Below are 21675 nucleotides of genomic sequence, written 5' to 3'. Positions count from 1 at the left end.
CGCTGATTGGCGATCCCGTACAATACAACTTGCCCGGGCCTGCTATAATCCGGCATTTTGCGGCGTGCGCAAACCGGGGGCAGGGCGATGACGGCACCGTTTAATTTCGGGCAGCTCAAATTTCTGAAGGCGCTGACCGAGGCGCTGTTCCACGAAGCCGAGATGGTGATTTCGGCCGATCAGGTCGTCGCAAACGTCTGCGACTTGTTCGACAAGGTCGGCGGCACCAAGCTCGACGAGATCCGCCTGTCGTTGACCGCGACCGAACTGGTACTCGGCGGCCCCTTCTTTACTGAGAATGATGTCGCGGACCGCGTCGAGAGGCTGACCGATCGCCTCAAGAACAGCCAGATCGACCTGTTCCAGGACATGGCGCGGCTGCGCGGCGTCATCTACGCCTGCTACTACGGACATTGGCAGCCGGGGCTGGAACCCGGCGACCAGGGTGCCAACGTCAACAACCCGGTGCACCGTCAGATCGGCTTCACCCTTCCCAAATTCCGCCAGCGCGGCAGTTATGATGTGCCGCTGGAGCCGGTACGCGGGCGCGAGATCGACCCCGCGCATATCCTCGATGCGTCGACGCTCGAGGACGAATATGACGTGATCGTCATCGGCTCGGGCGCTGGCGGCGGGGTGGCGGCGTATAATATCGCGGCGCAGGGCTATAAGGTGCTGATCGTCGAGGCGGGGCCTTTCTATCCCAGCCACGCGATCACGCATCACGAACTCGACATGATCGCCAAGCTCTACAAGCATGGCGCGCTGCAAACCTCGACCAACCGCGATTTCGTGGTGTTTCAGGGGCGCTGCGTCGGCGGATCGTCGACGATCAACAACGGCATCTGTCTGCGCGTCAACGAGGCAGGGCGCACGCATCCAGATGCGAAGGATGTGCTCGCGAAATGGGCCAGCATCGGCGCGCCGATCGACGCCGCCGCCTTTCACGCAAGCTATGATGCGGTGCGTGACAAGCTCGGCATCGCGCCGATCGAACCGCGCAGCGGACGCCACAACGGCCCGCACCTGATCGAGGGCTGGCGCACCTATGCGCGAGGGTCGACCAACCCGCGTGACCAGCGCGCGATCGCCGACTGGTTCGCGAAGAATTTCGGCCCGCCGAACACGGCCAGCGCCTGCGCCTATTGCGGCTATTGCAATTCGGGCTGCGCCTATGGCCGCCGCATGGGCATCGCGCAAACCTATCTGCCCGAGGCGTGCCGCGATTTCGGCGCGCGCATCCTGCCGGGGACAAAGGCCGACCGAATAGTCTGGCAGACGGCCTATGACGGCCGGCGCGAGGCCGAGGCGGTGAAGCTGGTTCTCCCCGACGGATCGAAGACGCTGGTCCGCGCGCGCGTCGGCGTCGTCGTCGCCGCGGGCACGATCGCCTCGTCGAAGCTGCTCGACCGCAGCGATATCGACCGCACCGGCTATCAGGTGTCGCTCAACGTCGCCTCGCCCGTCGTTGCCTTGATGCCCGACCGTGTCGGCGGCGATGCGTGGGACGAGGACCAGATGTCGAGCTATGTCGATTGCGGCGACTTTCTGCTCGAAAGCCATTTTCAGCCGCCGATGTCGATGGCGTCGCTGATGCCCGGCTGGTTCGGCGACCATGCGACGCGCATGAAGAATTTCGGCCGGGTCCATTCGGCGGGCATCCTTTTTCCTGCCGACCGGCGCGGGCAGGTGAAGGACGGAAAACTGGAGTTCCGGCTGGACGTGGACGATGATCTGCCGGTGCTGCGCGACGCGATGGCGACGCTGACCAAGGTCCATTTCGCCGCTGGCGCGCTCGAATGCTATCCCGCGCTGGCCAAGGGGCAAAAGATCACACCTGACATGGATGTCGATGCGTTTTTCCGCGATGCGATCCGCGAACAGGACGATGTCACGCTGTCGAGCAGCCACCCGCACGGCGGCAATGCAATCAACGAGGATCCGGCGTACGGCGTCGTCGACCTCGACTGCCGCGTCCACGAAACGACCAATGTCTTCGTCACCGACGCGAGCACCTTCCCCAGCTGCATCCGCGTCAACGCGCAATGGACGACGATGGCGATGGCGCAATATGCGACCGGGCGGCACGATCCCTTTCGCTAAGCCGCAATCGCGCCTACATGGCGCCCCCATGTTCCAGGTTGCCGCCCTTTATCGTTTCGCATCGTTCGACGATCCCGCCGCGCTGCGCCAGCCGTTGATCGACCTGTGCGCGGCGCACGGCGTGATGGGCACGCTGCTGCTCGCGCGTGAAGGCGTGAACGGCACAATCGCGGGAACCGCGGCCGGCATCGCCGCGGTGCTCGGCCATATTCGCGGCCTGCCCGACTGCGCCGAACTAGATGTCAAATATTCGGCCGCGACCGAGATGCCGTTCCAGCGGATGAAGGTGCGGCTGAAAAAGGAAATCGTGACGATGAAGGTGCCGGGGCTCGATCCCGCGCGCGACGCCGCGCCCTATGTCGACCCCGCCGACTGGAATGCGCTCGTCGACGATCCGGACACCGTGTTGATCGACACGCGCAACGGCTTCGAGGTCGGCTATGGCAGCTTTGCGGGGGCGGTCGACCCCGAGACGAAAAGCTTCGGCGAGTTCCCCGACTGGTGGCGCGCCAACGCCGACCGTTTTGCCGGCAAGCGCGTCGCGATGTTCTGCACGGGCGGCATCCGCTGCGAAAAATCCACGGCGTTTCTGCGCCATGAAGGCGTCGAAGACGTCGTCCACCTGAAGGGCGGCATCCTCGCCTATCTGGAGCAAGTGCCCGAGACCGACAGCCGCTGGCACGGCAGCTGCTTCGTCTTCGACGAGCGCGTGAGCGTCGGGCATGGGCTGGTCGAGGTGGGGGAGAAGGAATAGGCGAGCTGCCGTTGCTCCATTTCCTGTCGTCATCCCGGATGGATGGGGGGCTTTCCCATCGCTAGCTGACCGTCAGCGTATAAGTGACCTTGCAATCGCTCGCGTCTCCATCAGGCGTCCTGGCGAACCTCCCCGGCGCATCGCCGATATGGTCGAACTCGCGCAGCTGGAAACTCACCGGCTGGTCGAACTCGAAGCTTTCGGACGCCACCCAGCTCTCACCCTTCTTGATCGAATAAATCTCGCTCTTGCGCTCGGGAAAGCACTGCCTCGTGTTGAAGCGCAGGAACAGCTGGTCGGGTAGTCTGAGCCCCAGGCGTCCGGTCAGCTTGACGCATTCGACGCGGACATTCGACACGATGGCAAAGCGGGGGCGGAAGGCGGTGCCACGGCTGAGGTCGAGAAGATGGGCATGTCTGCGGGCGGGTTCTTGAGCGGGCGATTGATGTTGTCGCTCGCCTGGCTGGCGAACTTGCCCGACGGAAATTCGACGAGATATTCCTCTCTTCGCTAGGCAGGACGCGCCTCGCCATATTCGTACCAGCCGAATGGCCGCGGCGTTTTGGGGATATAGGCGGCCGCCTGCCGGTCGACCGCAAAACCCGCCTTTTCATAGGCGTCGCTGATCGGCCGGGTCAGGTGGCAATTGCCGCCGATGCGTTTCCATATTGGCTCGATCCGCCGCTGCCATTTCGCGACCGTGGCGTCGGGCGCGGCGCCATGTTCGAGGAAGAGCGCGGTCCCGCCGGGCTTCAGCACGCGGCGGATTTCGTTCAGCACCGCCGCCTGATCGTGAACCGAGCACAGCGTGAAGGTCGTGACGACGGTGTCGAACCGCCCGCTCTCGAACGGCATCGTCTCGCCGACGCCTTCGCGGATATCGGACTTGATCCCGCGCGCCGCCGCCGCCGCGACGCTCATCGCTAGCAGTTCGGGCGACGGGTCGAGCCCGCTGAAGCTGTCGATCTGCCCCGGCCGGTAAAATTCCATATTGATCCCGCCGCCGCACCCCAGCTCGAGTACATGGCCCCGCGCATGCGGCACGACCTTGCTGCGCACCTTCATGATCTGCCCCTGCGAACAGGCGCATTTGATCAGCCGCGGCACCCCATGACGTTCCCACCAGCTTGCCATTCGCCAGTCTCCCCTTGGCGCGGAACGTGACCCTTGCTAGCGCAGATGGCAACACCCATCTGTGCCTGTCCGCACCGCCAACGAAAGATCGTCATGCCCGCCGTCCATCACACCAAGATGCTCATCCTCGGTTCCGGTCCCGCCGGCCTGTCGGCCGCGATTTACGCGGCGCGCGCGGGCATGATGCCGATCGTGGTGCAGGGGCTGCAACCCGGCGGCCAGCTGACGATCACCACCGACGTCGAAAACTATCCGGGCTTTGCCGAGGTCGTGCAGGGCCCCTGGCTGATGGAACAGATGACCGCGCAGGCGATGCACGTCGGGACAGCCATGATCTGGGACACGATCGTCGACGTCGATTTTTCGCGCCGTCCGTTCAAGCTGACCGGCGACGGCGGCGACGTCTATATGGCGGAAACGCTCGTCATCGCGACCGGCGCGCAGGCCAAATGGCTCGGCGTCCCGGGCGAGCAGGAGCTCGGCGGCAAGGGCGTGTCGGCGTGCGCGACGTGCGATGGATTCTTCTATCGCGGCAAGAAGGTCGTGGTGATCGGCGGCGGCAACACCGCGGTCGAGGAAGCACTTTACCTCACCAACCACAGTGAAGACGTCACGCTGATCCACCGCCGCGATCATCTCCGCGCCGAAAAGATCCTGCAGGATCGGTTGATGGTCAATCCGAAGATCAAGGTCCTCTGGAACAAGCGCGTCGATCGGTTCGTCGCGGGCGAAGGCGTGTCGGGGCTCGTCGGCGTCGACCTGATCGACACCGTCACCGGTGAGGCGAGCCACGAGCCCACCGACGGCGGTTTCGTCGCGATCGGCCACAGCCCCGCGACCGAACTGTTCAAGGGCAAGCTGCCGCTCGACGAAGACGGTTATCTGCAGATCACCCCCGGCACCTCGCTGACCTCGATCCCCGGCGTCTTCGCCGCGGGCGACGTCGCCGACAAGGTGTATCGCCAGGCGGTGACGGCGGCCGGCATGGGCTGCATGGCTGCACTCGATGCCGAGCGGTTCTTGGCCGAGGCCGAATATCACGCGATGGCGACGGCCTAAGCGGCAAGAACCGCCAAAATCCGGTCGGCCAACCATGCGCCGTCATCGCCGGCAAAGCTGTGCGACGGGCTGGCGAGACGTTCCACCGGAAGGCGGTTTAGCGCCGACGGGCAGTTTTCGATGAACGCCTGCGCCGTCCGGTCGTTGGTCGCGAGCAGGATTGTAGCGGGCGGACCGAGTTCGGCCACCGCATGATCGATCCGCGCCGCGAGACTATCGGGAGCGGCGGTGGGCGTAGACGCCTTGAGCGCCGAAAGCCCGCGGAACAGTTTCCGAAAATCGACCTCGCCCTTGATCAGCCGCAGCAGGCTTTTCGGATCCTTCAGCCGCGCCAGATAGCGCGCGCGGATCGCCGAAGCTGGCGGCAGCGCGGGCTCCTCGGTTTCGTCGGCGTCACTGTCGTAAGTCCACGGATTGGCGACGATCAGCCCATCGAGCGCCAGCGGCTGATGCAGCAACAACGCGCTCGCCGCGTCGCAATTGCCGAAGCCGATGATGCGCTTCACGTGCGGCGCCGCCTCGCGAAACGCCGCAATCGCCGCGGCGATATCGGGCCCGCTGCCCTCGAAGCCGCCGTTCGCGCCTTCGCTGTCGCCGACCCCACGCCGGTCGAAACGAAACACCGGATGCCCCGCGTCGGCGATCCGCGCCGCCAGCATCGCCATCCCGCGGTGCGCGCCGCTGCGGATTTCATTGCCGCCCGACACGATCAGCAGCCCGGTCGTGCCCGGCGAGTCGTCGAGACTCGCGGCGAGCGCCGCGCCGTCGCAATCGAAACTCAACTGATGCCGCATGTCTTGCTCCATGCCGCGATGTCGGCGGCAATCGCCGCCGACATCGCGGCATCCTCGCCCGGCTCGGCGCGGAGCCACAACGGCGTTCCGGCGATGCCGTCGGCGCCGAGGCCGGCGCTGCGCAGAGGCTCCACCACTTGAGCCTCGCTCGCGCCGAGTTGCATGATCATGGCGGATGACAGGCGATTGCCAGCGAGCAACAGCGGCGCGGTTTTCGCTTCTTCCTGAAGACCTTCAAGCGAAGAGGCGATGCCGGCTTCACGGTCGGCGCTCACGCGCGCGCGCATCAACGTGCGGAGCAGCGACGCGCCGCCGACGGGGGCAAGGCGCCACCATGCCGCGGCTTTCGCCTTATGATCGATCAGCGCGCCTCCGCGGAGCGAAGCGACGATCACCGGGCCAGCGATTCCGGATACGGCTTTGGCAAGCGCATCCTGCCAGCGAACCAGATCGACCTCGACCAGCGGAACAAGGCTCTCATTCTGCCCTGGCAGGTCGGGCAGTACCGCCGCGAACCCGTCGGTCGCCAGCGCGCGCATTGCGAGCACCAGCGTGCGGCGCGTACGGTTCGCTTCCTCGAACAGCGGCGGGACGATCAGGATGGTGGCGCGGGGCGTGCCCGCGGGGTCGATGCGCAATCGATGTTCGCTCATGCGCGCATCCGGGCTCAGCCGGTCACTTTGCGCTGCGAAAAGGCGAGCAAATTTCCGTAGGTTTCAAAGATTTCGCCATCGATCTCGTCATCGTCGATGAGGATGCCCAGCCGGTCTTCCATTTCGGTCAGCACCGTCGCGACCGCCATCGAATCAAATTCGGGCAGCTCGCCGAACAGGCCGCTGTCTTCGGTCAGCGCGGCGGCGCGCGCTTCGCCGAGCCCAAGCACGTCGGCAAGCAGGGCGCGAAGAGTGGCGTCGACGGTGTTGGCTTCGGTCATGAGTTTTTCCTGAGCAGCGAACGGGCGAATGCCTTCAATGCCGGACCCCATGCCGCGACGCGCGACGGATTGAAAGCCTCGATGCGCCACAGCGGGTCGTGCCGGTTCATCCAGTCGCGCTTGTATCCGTCGTTGCCGGTGCCGAAATCGACGCGCTTCACGCCATCGACTTCGATCACATGGCGGAACAGCGCCGCCGACAGCAGGGTGCCGGGCGAGGCTTTCAAACTGTCTTCGACATGCGCCAGCTTGTGGATGAAGGCGGTGCCGTCCTCGACGGTCCAGAACTGCGCGGCGACGGGTATGCCATCGATGCGCGCGATCCCCATGCGGAAGGTGCCGCGCGCATTTTCCATTTCAGCAAAGGCGCGCAGCAGCGCGGGGTCGCCTTCCTCCGGCTTCCAGCTCGCGGCATAGATTTGTTCGTAAGCAGCCCAGCTTCCGGGATCGAAATCGGTGAGCAGCTGGATATCGACCACGCCCTTCTTCGCCTTGCGCTGGACGGTATTGCGCAGCGCGCCGGGCCGGCTCGCCCACCAGGCGTCATGATCCATCTCGCCCAGATCGAGCCAATGCCGGTCGCCGCCAAGCGTCGCTTTCGCCCACCAGCCGGCGTGGCGCAGCGCCGCGACGATGTCTTGATGCTCATCGTCGCGGACCGGATGCAGCGACAGCTGTGCGGCTTGGCCCCGCAGATTGTGAAAAAGCTGCACGAGCGCGATATCATGGTCGTAGCCGCCCGAATAAAGCGGTCGGATCGCAAAGCTGTACCAATTCGTCAGACCGGCCAGATGCCCCGGCTTTTCAATACGGAGCGGCAGCCAGGCGGTCGTCGTCCCGACGTCTCCGCGCGCATCGAACCGGCCCGCACCCGCAAAGCCGTGCGCCGCCAGCAGATCGAACCATAGGGCGCGATCGAAGGGCGCGGCGAAGCCTGCGGCATGCGCCGTATCATCATTAGCGTGATGTTCACCGTTCCCTTGCATGGTGCCGCCCTCTATCACTCCTGTCCTAACAGCCGATGACCAAAGCCGAAAACACATCTTCCAAGCCGATCGACCATCTCGCCCGCCGCGGCGCGCCGGACGCGGCTGCGCTGCTGATCGGCGATCGGGTCACGACCTTCGCCGAACTCGACGCCGGCGTCGGACGGCTGGCGTCATGGCTGCTCGAACAAGCCGGCGGTCCGGGCGAGCGCGTCGCGAGCTGGAGCGCCAAGACGCGGCTCGCCTGCCTGATGCCGCTCGCCGCGGCGCGCGCCGGGCTGATCCATGTGCCGGTCAATCCGCTGCTCAAGGGGCCGCAGGTGACGCATATCCTGTCGGACAGCGGCGCGAAATTGCTCGTTACCAATAGCGCGCGCGCCGAGATGCTCGGCGATGGCCTGCCCGGCGAATGCGTGGTGCAGGATCTGAAGGTCGGCGAGGAAGTGATTGATTCGGGCGGGCAGGGGCTGCCGCCCTCGATCGCCGAGCCCGACGATCTCGCCGCCATCCTCTACACCAGCGGCTCGACCGGGCGGCCCAAGGGCGTGATGCTCAGCCATGCGAACCTGTGGCTCGGCGCCGAAAGCGTCGCCTCCTATCTCAAGATCGTTCCGGACGACCGCGTGCTCGCCGTTCTCCCGCTCAGCTTCGATTATGGGCAGAACCAGTTGCTTTCGAGCTGGTATGCGGGCGCGGCGGTTGCGCCGCTCGACTATCTGACCGCGCGTGACGTCGTGAAGGCGGTGGCGCGGCACGGGGCGACGACGCTCGCGGGTGTGCCGCCGCTTTGGGTGCAATTGGTCGAGGCCGAATGGCCCGCCGAAACGGCCGCCTGTCTGAAACGCCTGACCAACAGCGGCGGCGCGCTCACGCCGTCGCTGATTGACGCGATGCGGACGACATTTCCGGCTGCCGATATTTATCCGATGTACGGGCTGACCGAGGCGTTTCGTTCAACCTATCTCGACCCGAAATTCGTTGCCGATCATCCGACCTCGATGGGCCGCGCGATCCCGCATGCCGAAATATTGGTGTGCCGGCCCGACGGGACGATCACCACCGACGACGAACCGGGCGAGCTCGTTCATTGCGGGCCGCTCGTCGCCAAAGGCTATTGGCAGGACGACGAGCGCACTGCGCAGCGTTTCAAACCCGCGCCGCGCGCGTCGCGCTATGGCGGCATGGCGGTGTGGTCGGGCGACACCGTGCGCCGCGACGCCAATCACCTTCTCTATTTCGTCGGCCGCGATGATGCGATGATCAAGACCGCGGGCAATCGCGTCAGCCCGACCGAGGTCGAGGATGTCGCGGTCGCATCGGGCCTGATCTACGAAGCTGTCGCGTTCGGCGTGCCCGATCCGCGGCTCGGTGCCGCCATCATCCTGATCGTGCGCGGCAAGGACGGCGTCGCCGATGCGGAAGGGCTGGCGGCCTACCTGCGTCACAATCTGCCCAATTTCATGCAGCCGCAGGCGATCGAATGGCGCGAGGCCCTGCCGCGCAATCCCAATGGCAAGCTCGACCGAGTGGCGATTGCCGCCGATTGGGCCAAGGAGTTGACGGCATGAAACCGCATGGCCCGATCCCGCCCGGTTTCCGCGCCGATGTCAGCGGAATGCTGCTCATCGGCGGCGACCGTGCCGAGGCGCTCGCCGACGTCGCGGGCGATACGCCGCTGTTCGCTTACGACAGTGCGATGCTCACCGCGCGCGTCGCCGAATGGCGCGCCGCGATGCCCGGCGGGGTGCAGCTCCATTATGCGATGAAGGCGAACCCCTACGCGCCCTTGCTCGCCTTCATGGCGCGGCTGGTCGACGGCTTCGACGTCGCCTCGGGCGGCGAGCTCAAGGCCGCGCTCGCCAGCGGGATGCCGGCGGGCGACATCAGCTTTGCCGGCCCCGGCAAGCGCGACCGCGAACTCGAAGCGACGATCACCGCCGGCGCGACGCTCAATCTTGAATCGGCGGGCGAGGCGGTGCGCGCGCTGTCGATCGCCGATCATCTCGGCCTCACGCCCAGCCTCGCAGTGCGCGTCAATCCCGACTTCGACCTCAAGGGGTCGGGCATGAAGATGGGCGGCGGCGCCAAGCCCTTCGGGGTCGATGCCGCGGAGGTTCCGGCATTGGTGCGGCGCCTGATCGATACGGGTGCCGACTGGCAGGGCTTCCATATTTTCGCGGGATCGCAGGCGCTTGACGCTGCCGCGATCGCCGATACGCAGGCGCAGACGGTCGCGCTCGCGGCGCGGCTCGCAAACGAGATCGGCGAGACCCCGCCGCTCGTCAATCTTGGCGGGGGGATGGGCGTGCCCTATTTCCCCGGTGACAAGCCGGTCGATGTGCGGGCCGTCGGGGACGCGCTCGGCGAGACACTGGCGGCGCGCGATCCGGTTCTCGCAAAAAGCCATTTCGCGATGGAGCTCGGCCGCTGGCTCGTCGCCGAGGCGGGGGTCTATCTGACCCGCATCGTCGACCGCAAGACGAGCCACGGCGAAACCTTCCTCGTCACCGACGGCGGCCTCCACCACCAGCTCGCGGCGAGCGGCAATTTTGGCACCGTGATCCGCCGCAACTATCCGATCGCGGTTGCGAGCGCCTTCGGCCGCGAGCCCGTCGAAACCGTTTCGGTCGTCGGCTGCCTCTGCACCCCGCTCGACCGCCTCGGCGATCAGGTCGCGCTGCCGCGCGCCGAGGTCGGCGATCTCATCGCGATTTTCCTCGCCGGCGCCTATGGCGCGAGCGCGAGCCCCGCGACCTTCCTGGGGCAGGGACCGGCGCGCGAAATGCTCGTCTGAGCTGCGTGAATCTGTTCCTTATCAGGACAGTTTGCGACGAGCGCGGTCCAAACTTAGTTCAATACTAACATTATGTTCACCCTTTTCGAGCAATGGCGGAAGCTGACGCAATGGCTGTCGCCGCGGAGTTTCCGGACCGCGGTTCCCCTGACGGCTCGAAAGGTTGATGGATTATGGCTTCGTTCCCCTCGCTCCTTATCGCGCGCGCCGCGCTCGTGTCGGGCATCGCCGCGACCGCGCTGACGGGCTGCATGGGCGCCGGCGGCAACGCGCCGCAGCTGCCGAGCGCGAACTTCGTCCAGAATCAGGAAGGGCCGGGCGAGGAATATATCATCGGCCCGCTCGACGAGCTCCAGATCTTCGTATGGCGCAACCCCGAACTCGGCGGCAAGGTGCAGGTCCGCCCCGACGGCCGCATCACCACCCCCCTGATCACCGACATGCCCGCGGTGGGGAAAACTCCCACGATGCTGCAACAGGACATCAAGCTCCAGCTCAGCCAATATATCACCGATCCGATCGTCAGCGTGATCGTCACGAGCTTCAACAGCACCTTCTCGCAGCAGGTGCGTATCGTCGGCGCGACCGAAAAACCCGCGTCGATCCCGTTCCGCGCCAACATGACCGTGCTCGACGCAATGATTGCAGTCGGCGGCCTCGGCGAATATGCCGCTGGAAACAAAGCGCGACTCGTCCGCTTCGACAAGGGCAGTGGGAAGCAGCAGGAGTTCGGCCTGCGGCTTAATGACCTGATCAAGCGCGGCGACATCAAGGCGAATGTGCGGCTGCAGCCCGGCGATGTGATCATCATTCCCGAAAGCATGTTCTGACCACAGGCCGCCAACCCACCCATCTCCCAAGGATCGATTTCGAGCGATGAACAGCCTTTACGACGAATTCCGGGTAGCGCTGCACAGCGTCTGGACGCGCCGGTGGCTCGTGCTGGCGGTGGCGTGGGGGATCTGCATCCTCGGCTGGCTGGCGATCGCGTCGATCCCGAACCGCTATGACAGCCGCGCGCGCCTGCTCGTCGACGTCAACCAGATCCTGCCCGACGACGCGCAGGCTGGCGGCGGGCGTCCGCAGCTCGACCAGATTCGCGAAACGCTGACCAGCGCGCGCAACATGGAAAAGGTCGCGGCGACCACCGGCCTGCTCCCCCCCGGCGCGAACGAGCGCGAAAAGGCCGGCGCGGTCGGCATGCTGCAAAAGAATATCAAGGTCATCCCGCAGCAGGACAATATCTTCGAAATCACCTCAAGCGTCGCGGTCGGCAGCCTGTCCGATGCCGACAATGCCAAGCTCGCCTCGGGCGTGCTCGACAGCCTGATCACCGTGTTTCGCGACGATCAGCTGCGCGGCGGCCGGATGAACGCGCGCGAGGGGCTGAAATTCCTCGACGCCCAGATCGCCGACCGCGAAAAGGCGCTGCGCGAAGTCGAAGCGCGCCGTGGTGCGTTCGAGGCGCAGAATATCGGCCTGATCCCGGGCGGCAGCGGATCGCCGGCGCAGCGCGTCGAAGCCGCGCGCGCCGAACTCGGCCAGATCGATTCGCAGCTCGTGTCGGCGCAGGCGCAGCTCGCCGCCGCCAACGGCCAGCTCTCCTCGACTCCGGCGACGATCAATATCCCCGGCATGGGCAGCGTCGGCGGCGGCGTCGCGCGCCAGCAGCTTGCCGGTGCGCAGAACGAACTGTCGTCGATGCGCGCGCGCGGACTGACCGACGCGCACCCCGACGTCATCGCACTCAAAAGCCAGATCGCCTCGCTGAAAGCCATGGCTGACCGTGAGGGCACGGGGGGCGCGGGTGGCGGCGGCAATTCGCAGAACCCGGCCTATGCGTCGCTGTCCGCGATGCGCGCCGAGCGGCAGGCGACGGTCAGCGCGCTGTCGTCGCGCAAGGCGCAGCTCACCGGCGACATCGCCAAGATCACCTCGCAGCAGATCCAGAACCCTGGCATCGCCGCCGAATATGACCGGATCAACGGCGAATATACCGCGTTCAAGGCGCAGTATGACAAATTGCTCGCGCAGCGCGAACAGGTGCGCATGCGCGGCGAGGTGCAGACCGAAACCGACGCGATCAAGATCGAACTGCTCGACCCGCCGTCGAAACCGACGAGCCCCGCCGCGCCTAACCGGCCGCTGTTCCTGACGCTCGTGCTGCTCGCGGGCATCGGCGGCGGCATCGGCGCCGCCTTCGGTCTCGCCCAGGTGCGCACCAGCTATGCGACCGCGGCGAAGCTCGAACGCGCCAGCGGGCTGCCGGTGATCGGATCGATTACCGAAGTCGTGACGGCTGAACGCCATCTCGACCGGCGCAAGAAACTCGTCTGGCTGGCGAGTGGGGGGGGCGCGCTCGTCGGCCTCTATGCCTTGCTGCTGGTCGTCGAATTCATCCAGCGCGGCATGGTTGCGTGACGGGGGATGATGACATGAACGACCAACGCAAAGTCAAGCGCCCGCCCTCGCTCCTCGAACGCGCTGCCGACATGTTCGGCCTCGATCCCGCCGCCAATGCGCCGACGATCGACGTGTCGAAGCTGCCGCCCGAAGCGCCCAAAAAGACGAAGATGGCGAAGCCGGAACCCGCCGCGGACGCGCCGCAGCCTGAAATCCTCGACCCTGTCGTCGAGGCGGCGCCCGTCGTCGAGGCCGCGCCCGCGGCGCCCAAGCCGTCGCCGCGCAAGGATGTCGCCAAGGCGGCGCCCGCGGTCGTCCCGACGCGGCAGGGAACGATCGATCGTGCGCGCCTCGCGTCGCGCGGCATGATCGTGCCCGGCACCCCGGTCACCGGCATTTCCGAAGAATATCGCATCGTGAAGCGCGAGCTGATCCGCAATTTCGGCGGCGTCGGCAATCGCCCGATCCTGCCGCGCGGCCACCGCGTGCTGATTGCGTCGGCGAACCCGGGCGAGGGCAAGACCTTCTCGGCGGTCAATCTCGCGCTCAGCCTCGCTGTCGAGGCCGATCACGACGTGCTGCTGATCGACGCCGACATCGCCAAGCCCAGCGTGCTCGAAGCGCTCGGGCTCGATGATGGCCCCGGCCTGATGGACGCGCTCGCCGATCCGCATCTGCCGCTCGGTGACTGCCTGATCCAGACCGACATTTCGGGGCTGAAAGTCATGCCCGCGGGCACCGGGCATATGCACGACACCGAACTTCTCGCCTCGGCGCGGACCGAGGCTTTGCTCGCGCAGCTCGAAGCCGGCGCGCCGGGCCGCATCCTCATCATCGATTCGCCGCCGGTGCTCGCGGCATCGCCCGCCGCGGTGCTCGCGGGGCATGTCGGCCAGACGATCATGGTCGTGCGCGCCGACGAGACGCTCGAATCCGCACTGCGCGACGCGATCGGCCTGATGGGAGCGTGTCCGCATATCCAGCTGCTCCTCAACGGGGTCAAATTTTCGCCGGGCGGCCGCCGCTTCGGGACTTATTACGGACAGGGAGGCGCATGATGCGCAGCACCACCATGCGTACCATGGGGACGCTGGCGGCCCTTTTGCTCGCCGGGACGGCGACGAGCGCGCACGCGCAATTTTCGGGCGATCCCGGAACGGGCAGCGGCAACGCGCCTGCGGCCGGCGCACCGGCCTCCGAAGGCCGCGCGGCGAAACGCGCCGAAGGCCGCCGGTCGCAGCGTCAGGTCGACGTCAGCCCCTATCTCGAAATCGGCCAGGTGCTGACCGCCGACCTCAAGAACGGCGGCGACGTCCTCACCTATACGAACCTCGCGGTCGGCGTCGACGCGTCGATCGTGACGAACCGCGCCGAACTCGCGGGTACGTTGCGCTACGAACACCGCATCGGATGGAATGGCGGCCTCGGCGATTCGGACACGATCAGTGGTCTGGCCCGCGGACGGATCGAGGCGGCGCGCGGCCTGAATCTCGAAGGCGGCGCGCTCGCCACCCGCTCGCGCGCCGACGGACAGGGCGCCGCGAGCGGTCTGTTGATCGGCGACGCCAGCAATGTCGCGAACCTCTATTCGCTCTACGCCGGTCCGACCTTCGCGCGGCGCATCGGGGGGCTCGACGTCGGCGCTGGCTATCGCTTCGGTTATACCAAGGTTGATGTGGACCAGCCCGCGATCCTGTCGCCGGGCACGCAGCCGCAGGATATTTTCGACAGCTCGACCAACCATGTCGCGTGGGCCAGCCTCGGCGCACGGCCCGGCGATTTGCCGTTCGGATGGCAGGTGTCGGGCGGGTACGAGCGCGAGGATGCGAGCCAGCTCGACCAGCGCTACGAGGGCAAATATGCCCGCGCCGATGTGACGGTGCCGATCGGCCCGACGGTCGCGCTGCTCGGCGGGGTCGGCTACGAGGACATTGAGATCGGCCAGCGCAATCCGGTGGTCGACGCTAATGGTGTCCCCGTGCGCGACGCGAGCGGCCGCTTCATCACCGACAAATCGACCCCGCGCCAGCTGTCGTTCGACACCGACGGGCTGATCTGGGACGCCGGCGTGATGTGGCAGCCCAGCCGCCGCACCTCCCTTACGGCGAGAGTCGGCCGCCGCTATGGCGACACCATCTACACCGGCAGCTTCACCTATCGCGCCGATCACGCGACCTCGATCCAGGTCGGCGTCTACGACGGATTGTCCAGCCTTGGCCGCGGCTTGTCGAGCGGGCTCGCCGCGCTGCCGACGCAGTTCGACCCGACGCGCAACCCGATCGGCGGCGACGTCAATCCCTGCGTCTTCGGCCAGCAGGGCGGCGGCTGCCTCAGCAACCAGCTCGGCAGCGCGACGTCGGCGCAATATCGCAGCCGCGGCGTGCAGGCGACTTTGTCGTCGCGCTTCAGTGGATGGAGCTACGGCGTCGGCCTCGGTTACGACCAGCGCAAGCTGCTCGCGCCCTTGCTGTCGCCGATCGCCAATCTCAACGGGATCAAGGACGAGAATTATTATCTCTTCGTGTCGGCGGCGCGTCAGCTCGACGCCGATTCCGACCTCTCCCTGTCGGGTTATGTCAATTATTTCGACAATGGTGCGCCGGGCGCCAGCGATGTCCAGTCGGCCGGCCTGACCACATCCTATTCGCGGCGCTTCTGGCGCGGTCTCACGGGGACCGCGGCGGCCAGCCTCAACGCCTTCGACCAGGAAGGCTTCAACAGTCAGCTTATCGGTTCAGCTTTGGTGGGACTTCGTTACAACTTCTGACCAGGCAACGGGAATTTTTGTGATGTACGATCAGTTCTATGGTTTCACCGGGCGTCCGTTCCAGCTGACGCCAGACCCGCATTTCTATTTCGAAAGCGGCACCCACCGGAAGGCGATGTCCTACCTCGGCTATGGCCTTGCGCAGGGCGAGGGCTTTATCGTCATCACCGGCGATGTCGGCGCGGGCAAGACGACGCTCGTCGGCCATCTGATGAACACGATCGACGCCAACCGCCTGACCGCGGTCAAGCTGGTGTCGACGCAGGTCGAGGGCGACGATCTTCTCCGCCTCGTCGCCGAACAGTTCGGCATCGAATGGGAAGGGCAGAGCAAGGCCGAACTGCTGCGCTCGATGGAGCAATATCTGCGCGAACAGGCGCGCGCCGGCCGCCGTACTTTGCTGATCGTCGACGAGGGACAGAATCTCGCGATCTCGGCGCTCGAAGAGCTGCGCATGCTGTCGAACTTCCAGCTCGGCGGCCATTCGCTGCTCCAGATCTTCCTGCTCGGCCAGCCCGAATTCCGCCAGACACTCTTCCATTCGCCGGCGCTCGAACAGCTCCGCCAGCGCGTGATCGCGACGCACCACCTCGATCCGATGGAGCCCGAGGAGGTCGAACCCTATATCCTCCATCGTCTCGGCAAGGTCGGCTGGACGGGCAACCCCAGCTTCAGCCCCGACGCGTTCGAGGAAATCTTCGACTATAGCGAGGGCGTGCCGCGCAAATTGAACGTGCTCGTCAGCCGCCTGCTGCTTTACGGCGCGGTCGAACAGATGCACCGCATCACCGCGCAGAATGTGCGTTCGGTCGTGGCCGAGATCGAGGCCGATCGCGGCATCGACGCGTCGACACTCGCACCGCTGCCCGTCGACCAGGTCGTTGCGGCGGCCGCCGCTGCGGTGGCACCGACCCCCGCGCCGTTCGCCGTTCCGACGCCCGCCAACGAAGCGCCGCTCGAATGGCCGCAGCGCGCCGCCGAGCCCGCCGCCGATGGACCTCCGCCCTTCGCAGCGCCCGCCGAACCGGCGCGCGTCGTCACGCTGACCCCGCCGAAGCCGGTGGAGCCCGAGGCCGAGGTTCTGGAACTCGCGCCCGACGCCGCGGCCGACGCACCCGCTCCGGCGGCACCCGCGATCGACCCCGAACATCTGGCGGCGCTCGAAAAGCAGATCGCCTCGCTCGAGGCGCGGCTTGTCGAACAGGATGCCGCGCTCCGCCGCGTGCTCGACCTGTTGATCGAATGGGTCGAGCGCGATCCGGACAATGCCCCCAACCCGCAGAATTCGCGGACCTGGGCTGCCTGACAACCCGGCCAAAATCGGCTATCTCGCTGATGAAGGTGAGGAAAAATGCAGAACGGCCTGTCGGTCGATGTCGAGGACTGGTTCCAGGTCGGCGCCTTTGAGCGCACGATCGACCGCGCCGACTGGCCGAGCCTCGAATGCCGCGTCGAGGCGAATTGCGACGCGGTGCTGCAGATTTTCGCCGATGCCGGCGCCAAGGGCACCTTCTTCACTCTCGGCTGGGTGGCCGAACGCTATCCCGCGCTGATCAAGCGCATCGTCGCGGCGGGGCACGAACTCGCCAGCCACGGCTACGATCACAAGCGCGTGTTCAATATGACCGCCGACGAATTCGCCGCCGACCTCAAGCAGACACAGGTGATCCTCGAAGACCTCGGCGGTGTCGCGATCCGCGGCTATCGCGCGCCCAGCTTCTCGGTCGATACGCGCACGCCGTGGGCGCATACGGTGCTCGCCGAACAGGGCTATGCCTATTCGTCGAGCGTCGCGCCGGTGGTCCACGATCATTATGGCTGGCCGCAAAGCCCACGCCATGCGTGGCGCCCGCTTCCCGACAGCGACCTCGTCGAATGGCCGGTCACGACCGCGCGCTTTGCCGGGCGGACGCTCGCGGCGGGGGGCGGCGGCTTCATGCGGATGCTGCCCTATGGTTTCACGCGCTGGGCGATCGCGCGAATGAACGCAGAGGGGCATCCGGCGATCCTCTATTTCCACCCATGGGAAATCGACCCCGGCCAGCCGCGCGTCGCCGATGCGCCGATCCGGTCGAAGATCCGCCATTACAGCGGCTTGTCGGCGATGGCTGGCAAGCTGAAGAAATTGCTCGCCGATTTCGAATGGACCCGCGCCGACGCCCTGCTCCCCGCGCAGCAGCAGCGCGCGCAGCCCTGGCGCGCCGCGGCGTGAACGCGCCTGTGTCGAGCCTCACCGCCGCACCGCTGTCCGACGCCACTGCGTGGGACACCTATGTCGCCGCGCACCCCGACGCGACGCCCTTCCACACCCGCGCCTGGTGCGAGGCGATCACCAAGGCGACCGGCCACCGCTGCCACCTCGTCACCGCGCGCGATGCGAGCGGCGCGCTGACCGGCCTGCTGCCGCTCCACCATGTCCGCTCGCCTCTATTCGGTCAGGCGTTGGTCGGCAGCGGCTTCGCGGTGGACGGCGGCATCCTCGCCGACAATGCGGCGGTCGCGGCAACGCTCGCACAGGGCGCGGCGGACATGGCGAAGTCGCTCGGTGTCCCGTCGGTCGAACTGCGCGGCGGACCGCAGCCCGCGGGCTGGCAAGTCGAGGAGGGCACCTACGCCGGCTTCGCCCGCGACCTCGCCGCCGACGACGACGCCGAACTCCTCGCCATCCCGCGCAAGCAACGCGCGGAGGTCCGCAAGGCGCTCGAAAGCGGCCTCACCGTCACCACCGGCCGCTCCGAACAGGACCGCGTCGACCACTATCGCATCTACGCGACCAGCGTCCGCAACCTCGGCACGCCAGTTTTCCCTAAATCATTGTTTTCATGTGTAATTGATGCTTTCGGCAACGACGCGGACATCCTCAATGTGCGCAACGATCGTGAAGTTGTCGCCAGCGTCCTCAGCCTGTACTGGCGCGGCACCGTCATGCCCTATTGGGGCGGCGGCACCGTCGACGCCCGCCGCCTCCGCGCCAACGAACTCATGTACTTCGCCCTGATGCGCCACGCCCGCGCCAAGGGCTGCACCCGCTTCGATTTCGGCCGTTCGAAACTCGGCACCGGCCCCTTCGCCTACAAGAAGAACTGGGGCTTCGAACCCCAACCGCTCACCTACGCCCGCTGGCTCGCGCCGGGCGAAGCCGCGCGCGACACCAACCCGAACAGCGCCAAATACCGGCTGCAAGTCGACCTGTGGAAAAAACTGCCGCTGTGGGCGGCGAACCGCATCGGCCCGCTGATCGCCCGCGGTCTCGGCTAGTGCCCGAAATCCTGTTCCTCGTTCACCGCGCGCCCTGGCCCCCCGACCGCGGCGACCGGATCCGCAGCTGGCATATGTTCGAGGCGCTGACAAAGCTCGCGCCCGTGCATGTCGCGGCGCTCGCCGATAATGCGGAAGACGCCGCCATCGCTCGCGAAAAGATGGCGCCGCTTTGCAAAAGTTTGGCGATCGAAGTGCGTAAGGTTTCGCGTCCGCTGGCGTTGATGGGGGCGGTGCGCAGCGGCGAGCCGGTATCGAACCGTTTGTTCCGCAATGCCGTGCTGCAGCGCTATGTCGAAGGGTTGCTGGCGCAAGGCGATATCAGTCATATCGTAGCCTTCTCCGGCCAGATGGCGCAATATCTGCCCGCCTGCTTCGATGGCCCGGTCCTGATGGATTTCGTCGACGTTGATTCCGCCAAATTCGCCACCTACGCCGAGCAGGACAAACGCCAGCCGTTGAGCTGGGTCCATGCGCGCGAGGCTCGCGTGCTGCGCGCCTATGAGGCGGCGGTGGCACGCCGCGTCGATGCCAGCCTGTTCGTGAGTGAGGCGGAGGCGGCCTTGTTTCGTAAGCAGAGCGAACTCGGTGCAGACAAGGTGCGCGCAGTCGAGAATGGCATCGACACCGACCGGTTCGACCCGGCGATCCGGCTCGACGCGGTCGAGGCAGGCGAAGGACCGCTTGCCGTCTTCACCGGCCAGATGGATTACCGCCCCAATATCGATGCGGTGCGCTGGTTCGCAAATGACATCCTGCCGCTCATCCGTCAGCGTCACCCGCAAGCAAGCTTCGCAATCGTCGGTCGTGCACCGGTCGACGAGGTACGCTCGCTTGAAAAAATGCCTGGCGTGAAGGTCACCGGCGAGGTTCCCGACGTGCGGCCGTGGCTCGCCGCCGCCGATGCCGTGGTCGCGCCGCTGTTGCTCGCGCGCGGTGTCCAGAATAAGCTGCTCGAGGCGATGGCGATGGCGCGTCCGGTGGTCGCGAGTGCCGCCGCCGCCACGGGGATCGACGCGACACCGGGCGAGCATCTGCTCGTCGCCGGCGATGCGGCCACGATGGCCGATGCGGTGTGCTCGCTCTTCGACGACCGAGCCGCGGCGGCAACGATTGGTCAAGCGGCGCGCGCGCGGATGATCGCGCGCTATGGCTGGGACGCGCGTCTCGCGCCGCTCGGAGAATTGCTGGGGCTGTCCGCATGACGCGCTGGCAAAGCCATCTTGCGGCGCTCGCCTTCTTGTCAGCGGCGATCTTCGCGATCTTCTGGCGCGAGGCGGCCGACGTGGCGGGTATCTGGTGGAACAGCTCGACCTTCACCCACTGCCTGCTGATCGTGCCGATGATCGGGTGGCTGGTGTCGCAGCGGATGGCGCTCCTGCGGCCGCTGACGCCGGCCTATTGGTGGCCCGCGCTCCTGTGGATGGCGGGCGCGGGGCTGGCGTGGCTGGTTGGCGAGGCCGCAGGGGTCGGCCTGTTCCGCCAACTGGGTCTCGTTCTCATGTTGCAGGGTGCGGTCGCGGTAACGCTCGGCGAAAAGCTCGTGCGCGCGTTGCTCTTCCCGCTGGGCTATGCACTGCTGCTCGTGCCGTTCGGCGAGGAACTGGTGCCGCTGCTCCAGACGTTCACCGCGCATATGAGCATGGTCCTGCTCCACCTCTCGGGCATCCCTGCGGAAATGGAGGGCGTGTTCATCACGACGCCCGCCGGTTTCTTCGAGGTCGCCGAAGCCTGCTCGGGGGTCAATTTCCTGATCGCAATGCTGGCTTATTCGGTGTTCGCGGTGCATCTGTGCTTCCGTAGCTGGAAGCGGCGGATCGTCTTTGTCGTTGCTGCGCTCGCGACGACGATCCTTGCCAACGCGCTGCGCGCCTATGGCACGATGGTCGCGGCAGAAATCTGGGGGATCGAGGCGGCGGGCGGGATCGACCATGTCTTTTACGGCTGGTTTTTCTTCGGCGCCGTGATCCTGATCATCATGCTCGTCGCGCGCCGCTGGTTCGACCGGCCGGCGAACGACGCTGCGGTCGATGTGCGCGGACTGGGCGGGGCGCCGCGCTTTGCCGGGCCAGCGAAAGCGGTGCTGCCGGTCGCACTCGCGGTGCCGTTGCTCTTTGCCGGTTGGGGGATATTTGTCGGCGGGCGCAGCGCGCCTTTACCCGATACGCTGACGGTCGAAGCACCGCCGGGATGGGGCGAGGCGCGCGTCGAAACCATGGAATGGCAGCCGCGCTTCGATGGCGCCGATCACCGGCTGCTGCGCCAGTTCGCGAACGACAGGGGGCAGGTGGTGACCGTCGCGATCGGCGGGTATGAGCACCAGGCGGAGGGGCGCGAGGTCGTTGCCTTCGGGCAAGGCGCGATCGACCCCGATAGCAAATGGGCGTGGAGCGCTGCGCTGCTCGCGATTGAGGGCGCGAAGACCGAGCGGCTGCTGCATCCCGGCCCGGTGCTGCGCGATGCGGCGACCTGGTATGTCGTCGATGGCGAGGTGACTGGCAGTCCGCGCGGCGCCAAGCTCGCGGGGCTCAAGGCGCGGTTGCTCGGCGGCGACCCGCGCGCGCTGTCTTTGATTATATCGAGCGAGGAGCGCCGGGGCGGGCGCAATGCGATAGTCGATTTCGTTTCCGCGTCGGGCGGAGTCAACGCGATGGCTGACCGCGCGCTCAAAACCCGCTAGGCCTCGGTA

General features: G+C 66.4%; 20 protein-coding genes. 14 read left to right on the top strand and 6 right to left on the bottom strand.

The features are described 5' to 3' along the window. The first annotated feature begins 87 nt into the window (after nucleotides 1–87). Complete coding sequence (locus ASD73_RS08375) at nucleotides 88–2103, top strand: GMC family oxidoreductase N-terminal domain-containing protein (protein WP_056371413.1); 2016 nt, start codon at nucleotides 88–90, stop codon at nucleotides 2101–2103. A 28-nt stretch (nucleotides 2104–2131) separates the two neighbouring features. Beyond that, entirely contained in the window at nucleotides 2132–2857 is a 726-nt protein-coding gene (trhO, locus tag ASD73_RS08370) for an oxygen-dependent tRNA uridine(34) hydroxylase TrhO (protein ID WP_082521440.1), read from the top strand. 61 nt (nucleotides 2858–2918) lie between these two features. Here trhO and ASD73_RS08365 read toward each other — a convergent pair whose 3' ends face one another. Together ASD73_RS08365 and ASD73_RS08360 are read right to left on the bottom strand one after the other, a co-directional pair. Further along, nucleotides 2919–3215, bottom strand: coding sequence for a hypothetical protein (locus ASD73_RS08365; RefSeq protein ID WP_056371412.1), 297 nt, complete (start codon nucleotides 3213–3215; stop codon nucleotides 2919–2921). A gap of 152 nt (nucleotides 3216–3367) precedes the next feature. Beyond that, a complete protein-coding gene (locus ASD73_RS08360; protein ID WP_056371410.1) occupies nucleotides 3368–3991 on the bottom strand; it encodes a class I SAM-dependent methyltransferase in 624 nt (207 codons plus the stop codon). Between the two features lie 93 nt (nucleotides 3992–4084). Here ASD73_RS08360 and trxB point away from each other — a divergent pair, with 93 nt between their 5' ends. Further along, nucleotides 4085–5050, top strand: coding sequence for a thioredoxin-disulfide reductase (trxB, locus tag ASD73_RS08355; RefSeq protein ID WP_056371408.1), 966 nt, complete (start codon nucleotides 4085–4087; stop codon nucleotides 5048–5050). Here the strand turns inward: trxB and ASD73_RS08350 are convergent. From ASD73_RS08350 to ASD73_RS08335, 4 genes are read right to left on the bottom strand one after another with little or no spacing between them, the layout of a single operon-like run. Further along, a complete protein-coding gene (locus tag ASD73_RS08350; protein WP_056371405.1) occupies nucleotides 5047–5844 on the bottom strand; it encodes a hydrolase 1, exosortase A system-associated in 798 nt (265 codons plus the stop codon). The genes trxB and ASD73_RS08350 overlap by 4 nt on opposite strands. Then, on the bottom strand, nucleotides 5829–6497 hold the full coding sequence (locus tag ASD73_RS08345) for a hypothetical protein (RefSeq protein WP_056371403.1): 669 nt from the start codon (nucleotides 6495–6497) through the stop codon (nucleotides 5829–5831). Before ASD73_RS08345 ends, ASD73_RS08350 begins: the two co-directional genes overlap by 16 nt. A gap of 14 nt (nucleotides 6498–6511) precedes the next feature. Then, nucleotides 6512–6778 (bottom strand): acyl carrier protein, encoded by a 267-nt coding sequence (locus ASD73_RS08340; protein ID WP_056371401.1) that lies wholly within the window; start codon nucleotides 6776–6778, stop codon nucleotides 6512–6514. Beyond that, on the bottom strand, nucleotides 6775–7764 hold the full coding sequence (locus ASD73_RS08335; RefSeq protein ID WP_056371399.1) for a GNAT family N-acetyltransferase: 990 nt from the start codon (nucleotides 7762–7764) through the stop codon (nucleotides 6775–6777). Before ASD73_RS08335 ends, ASD73_RS08340 begins: the two co-directional genes overlap by 4 nt. Before the next feature lie 35 nt (nucleotides 7765–7799). On the opposite strand from ASD73_RS08335, the gene ASD73_RS08330 reads away from it, so the two are divergent. The 11 genes from ASD73_RS08330 (at nucleotide 7800) to xrtA (ending at nucleotide 21666) form a co-directional block, all read left to right on the top strand. Continuing rightward, nucleotides 7800–9332: an acyl-CoA ligase (AMP-forming), exosortase A system-associated gene (locus ASD73_RS08330; RefSeq protein ID WP_056371397.1), complete on the top strand. Its 1533-nt coding sequence runs from the start codon at nucleotides 7800–7802 to the stop codon at nucleotides 9330–9332. Continuing rightward, complete coding sequence (locus ASD73_RS08325) at nucleotides 9329–10558, top strand: pyridoxal-dependent decarboxylase, exosortase A system-associated (RefSeq protein WP_056371395.1); 1230 nt, start codon at nucleotides 9329–9331, stop codon at nucleotides 10556–10558. The genes ASD73_RS08330 and ASD73_RS08325 overlap by 4 nt, the downstream gene beginning before the upstream one ends. Before the next feature lie 173 nt (nucleotides 10559–10731). Continuing rightward, complete coding sequence (locus ASD73_RS08320) at nucleotides 10732–11388, top strand: XrtA/PEP-CTERM system exopolysaccharide export protein (protein WP_056371393.1); 657 nt, start codon at nucleotides 10732–10734, stop codon at nucleotides 11386–11388. Between the two features lie 46 nt (nucleotides 11389–11434). Then, nucleotides 11435–12979, top strand: a complete 1545-nt coding sequence (locus ASD73_RS08315; RefSeq protein ID WP_056371391.1) for an XrtA system polysaccharide chain length determinant — start codon at nucleotides 11435–11437, stop codon at nucleotides 12977–12979. Nucleotides 12980–12993: 14 nt separating this feature from the next. Further along, the gene (locus tag ASD73_RS08310) at nucleotides 12994–14019 is read left to right on the top strand and encodes a P-loop NTPase (protein WP_056373381.1); all 1026 of its coding nucleotides are present in this window, start codon (nucleotides 12994–12996) and stop codon (nucleotides 14017–14019) included. Next, on the top strand, nucleotides 14019–15728 hold the full coding sequence (locus ASD73_RS08305; RefSeq protein WP_235534244.1) for a hypothetical protein: 1710 nt from the start codon (nucleotides 14019–14021) through the stop codon (nucleotides 15726–15728). Before ASD73_RS08310 ends, ASD73_RS08305 begins: the two co-directional genes overlap by 1 nt. Before the next feature lie 22 nt (nucleotides 15729–15750). Then, nucleotides 15751–17034, top strand: a complete 1284-nt coding sequence (locus tag ASD73_RS08300) for an XrtA/PEP-CTERM system-associated ATPase (RefSeq protein ID WP_056371386.1) — start codon at nucleotides 15751–15753, stop codon at nucleotides 17032–17034. A 45-nt stretch (nucleotides 17035–17079) separates the two neighbouring features. Beyond that, on the top strand, nucleotides 17080–17940 hold the full coding sequence (locus ASD73_RS08295; protein WP_056371385.1) for an XrtA system polysaccharide deacetylase: 861 nt from the start codon (nucleotides 17080–17082) through the stop codon (nucleotides 17938–17940). Continuing rightward, the gene (locus ASD73_RS08290) at nucleotides 17937–18986 is read left to right on the top strand and encodes a FemAB family XrtA/PEP-CTERM system-associated protein (RefSeq protein WP_235534242.1); all 1050 of its coding nucleotides are present in this window, start codon (nucleotides 17937–17939) and stop codon (nucleotides 18984–18986) included. The genes ASD73_RS08295 and ASD73_RS08290 overlap by 4 nt, the downstream gene beginning before the upstream one ends. Continuing rightward, a complete protein-coding gene (locus ASD73_RS08285; RefSeq protein WP_056371382.1) occupies nucleotides 18986–20191 on the top strand; it encodes a TIGR03087 family PEP-CTERM/XrtA system glycosyltransferase in 1206 nt (401 codons plus the stop codon). The genes ASD73_RS08290 and ASD73_RS08285 overlap by 1 nt, the downstream gene beginning before the upstream one ends. Continuing rightward, complete coding sequence (xrtA, locus tag ASD73_RS08280; RefSeq protein ID WP_056371380.1) at nucleotides 20188–21666, top strand: exosortase A; 1479 nt, start codon at nucleotides 20188–20190, stop codon at nucleotides 21664–21666. The genes ASD73_RS08285 and xrtA overlap by 4 nt, the downstream gene beginning before the upstream one ends. Nucleotides 21667–21675: the final 9 nt, after the last annotated feature.

The sequence above is a fragment of the Sphingopyxis sp. Root154 genome (genome assembly GCF_001427105.1).
Lineage (GTDB): Bacteria > Pseudomonadota > Alphaproteobacteria > Sphingomonadales > Sphingomonadaceae > Sphingopyxis.
Note: the sequence above shows the minus strand (reverse complement) of the source record. Positions and strands in the feature narration are given on the sequence as shown.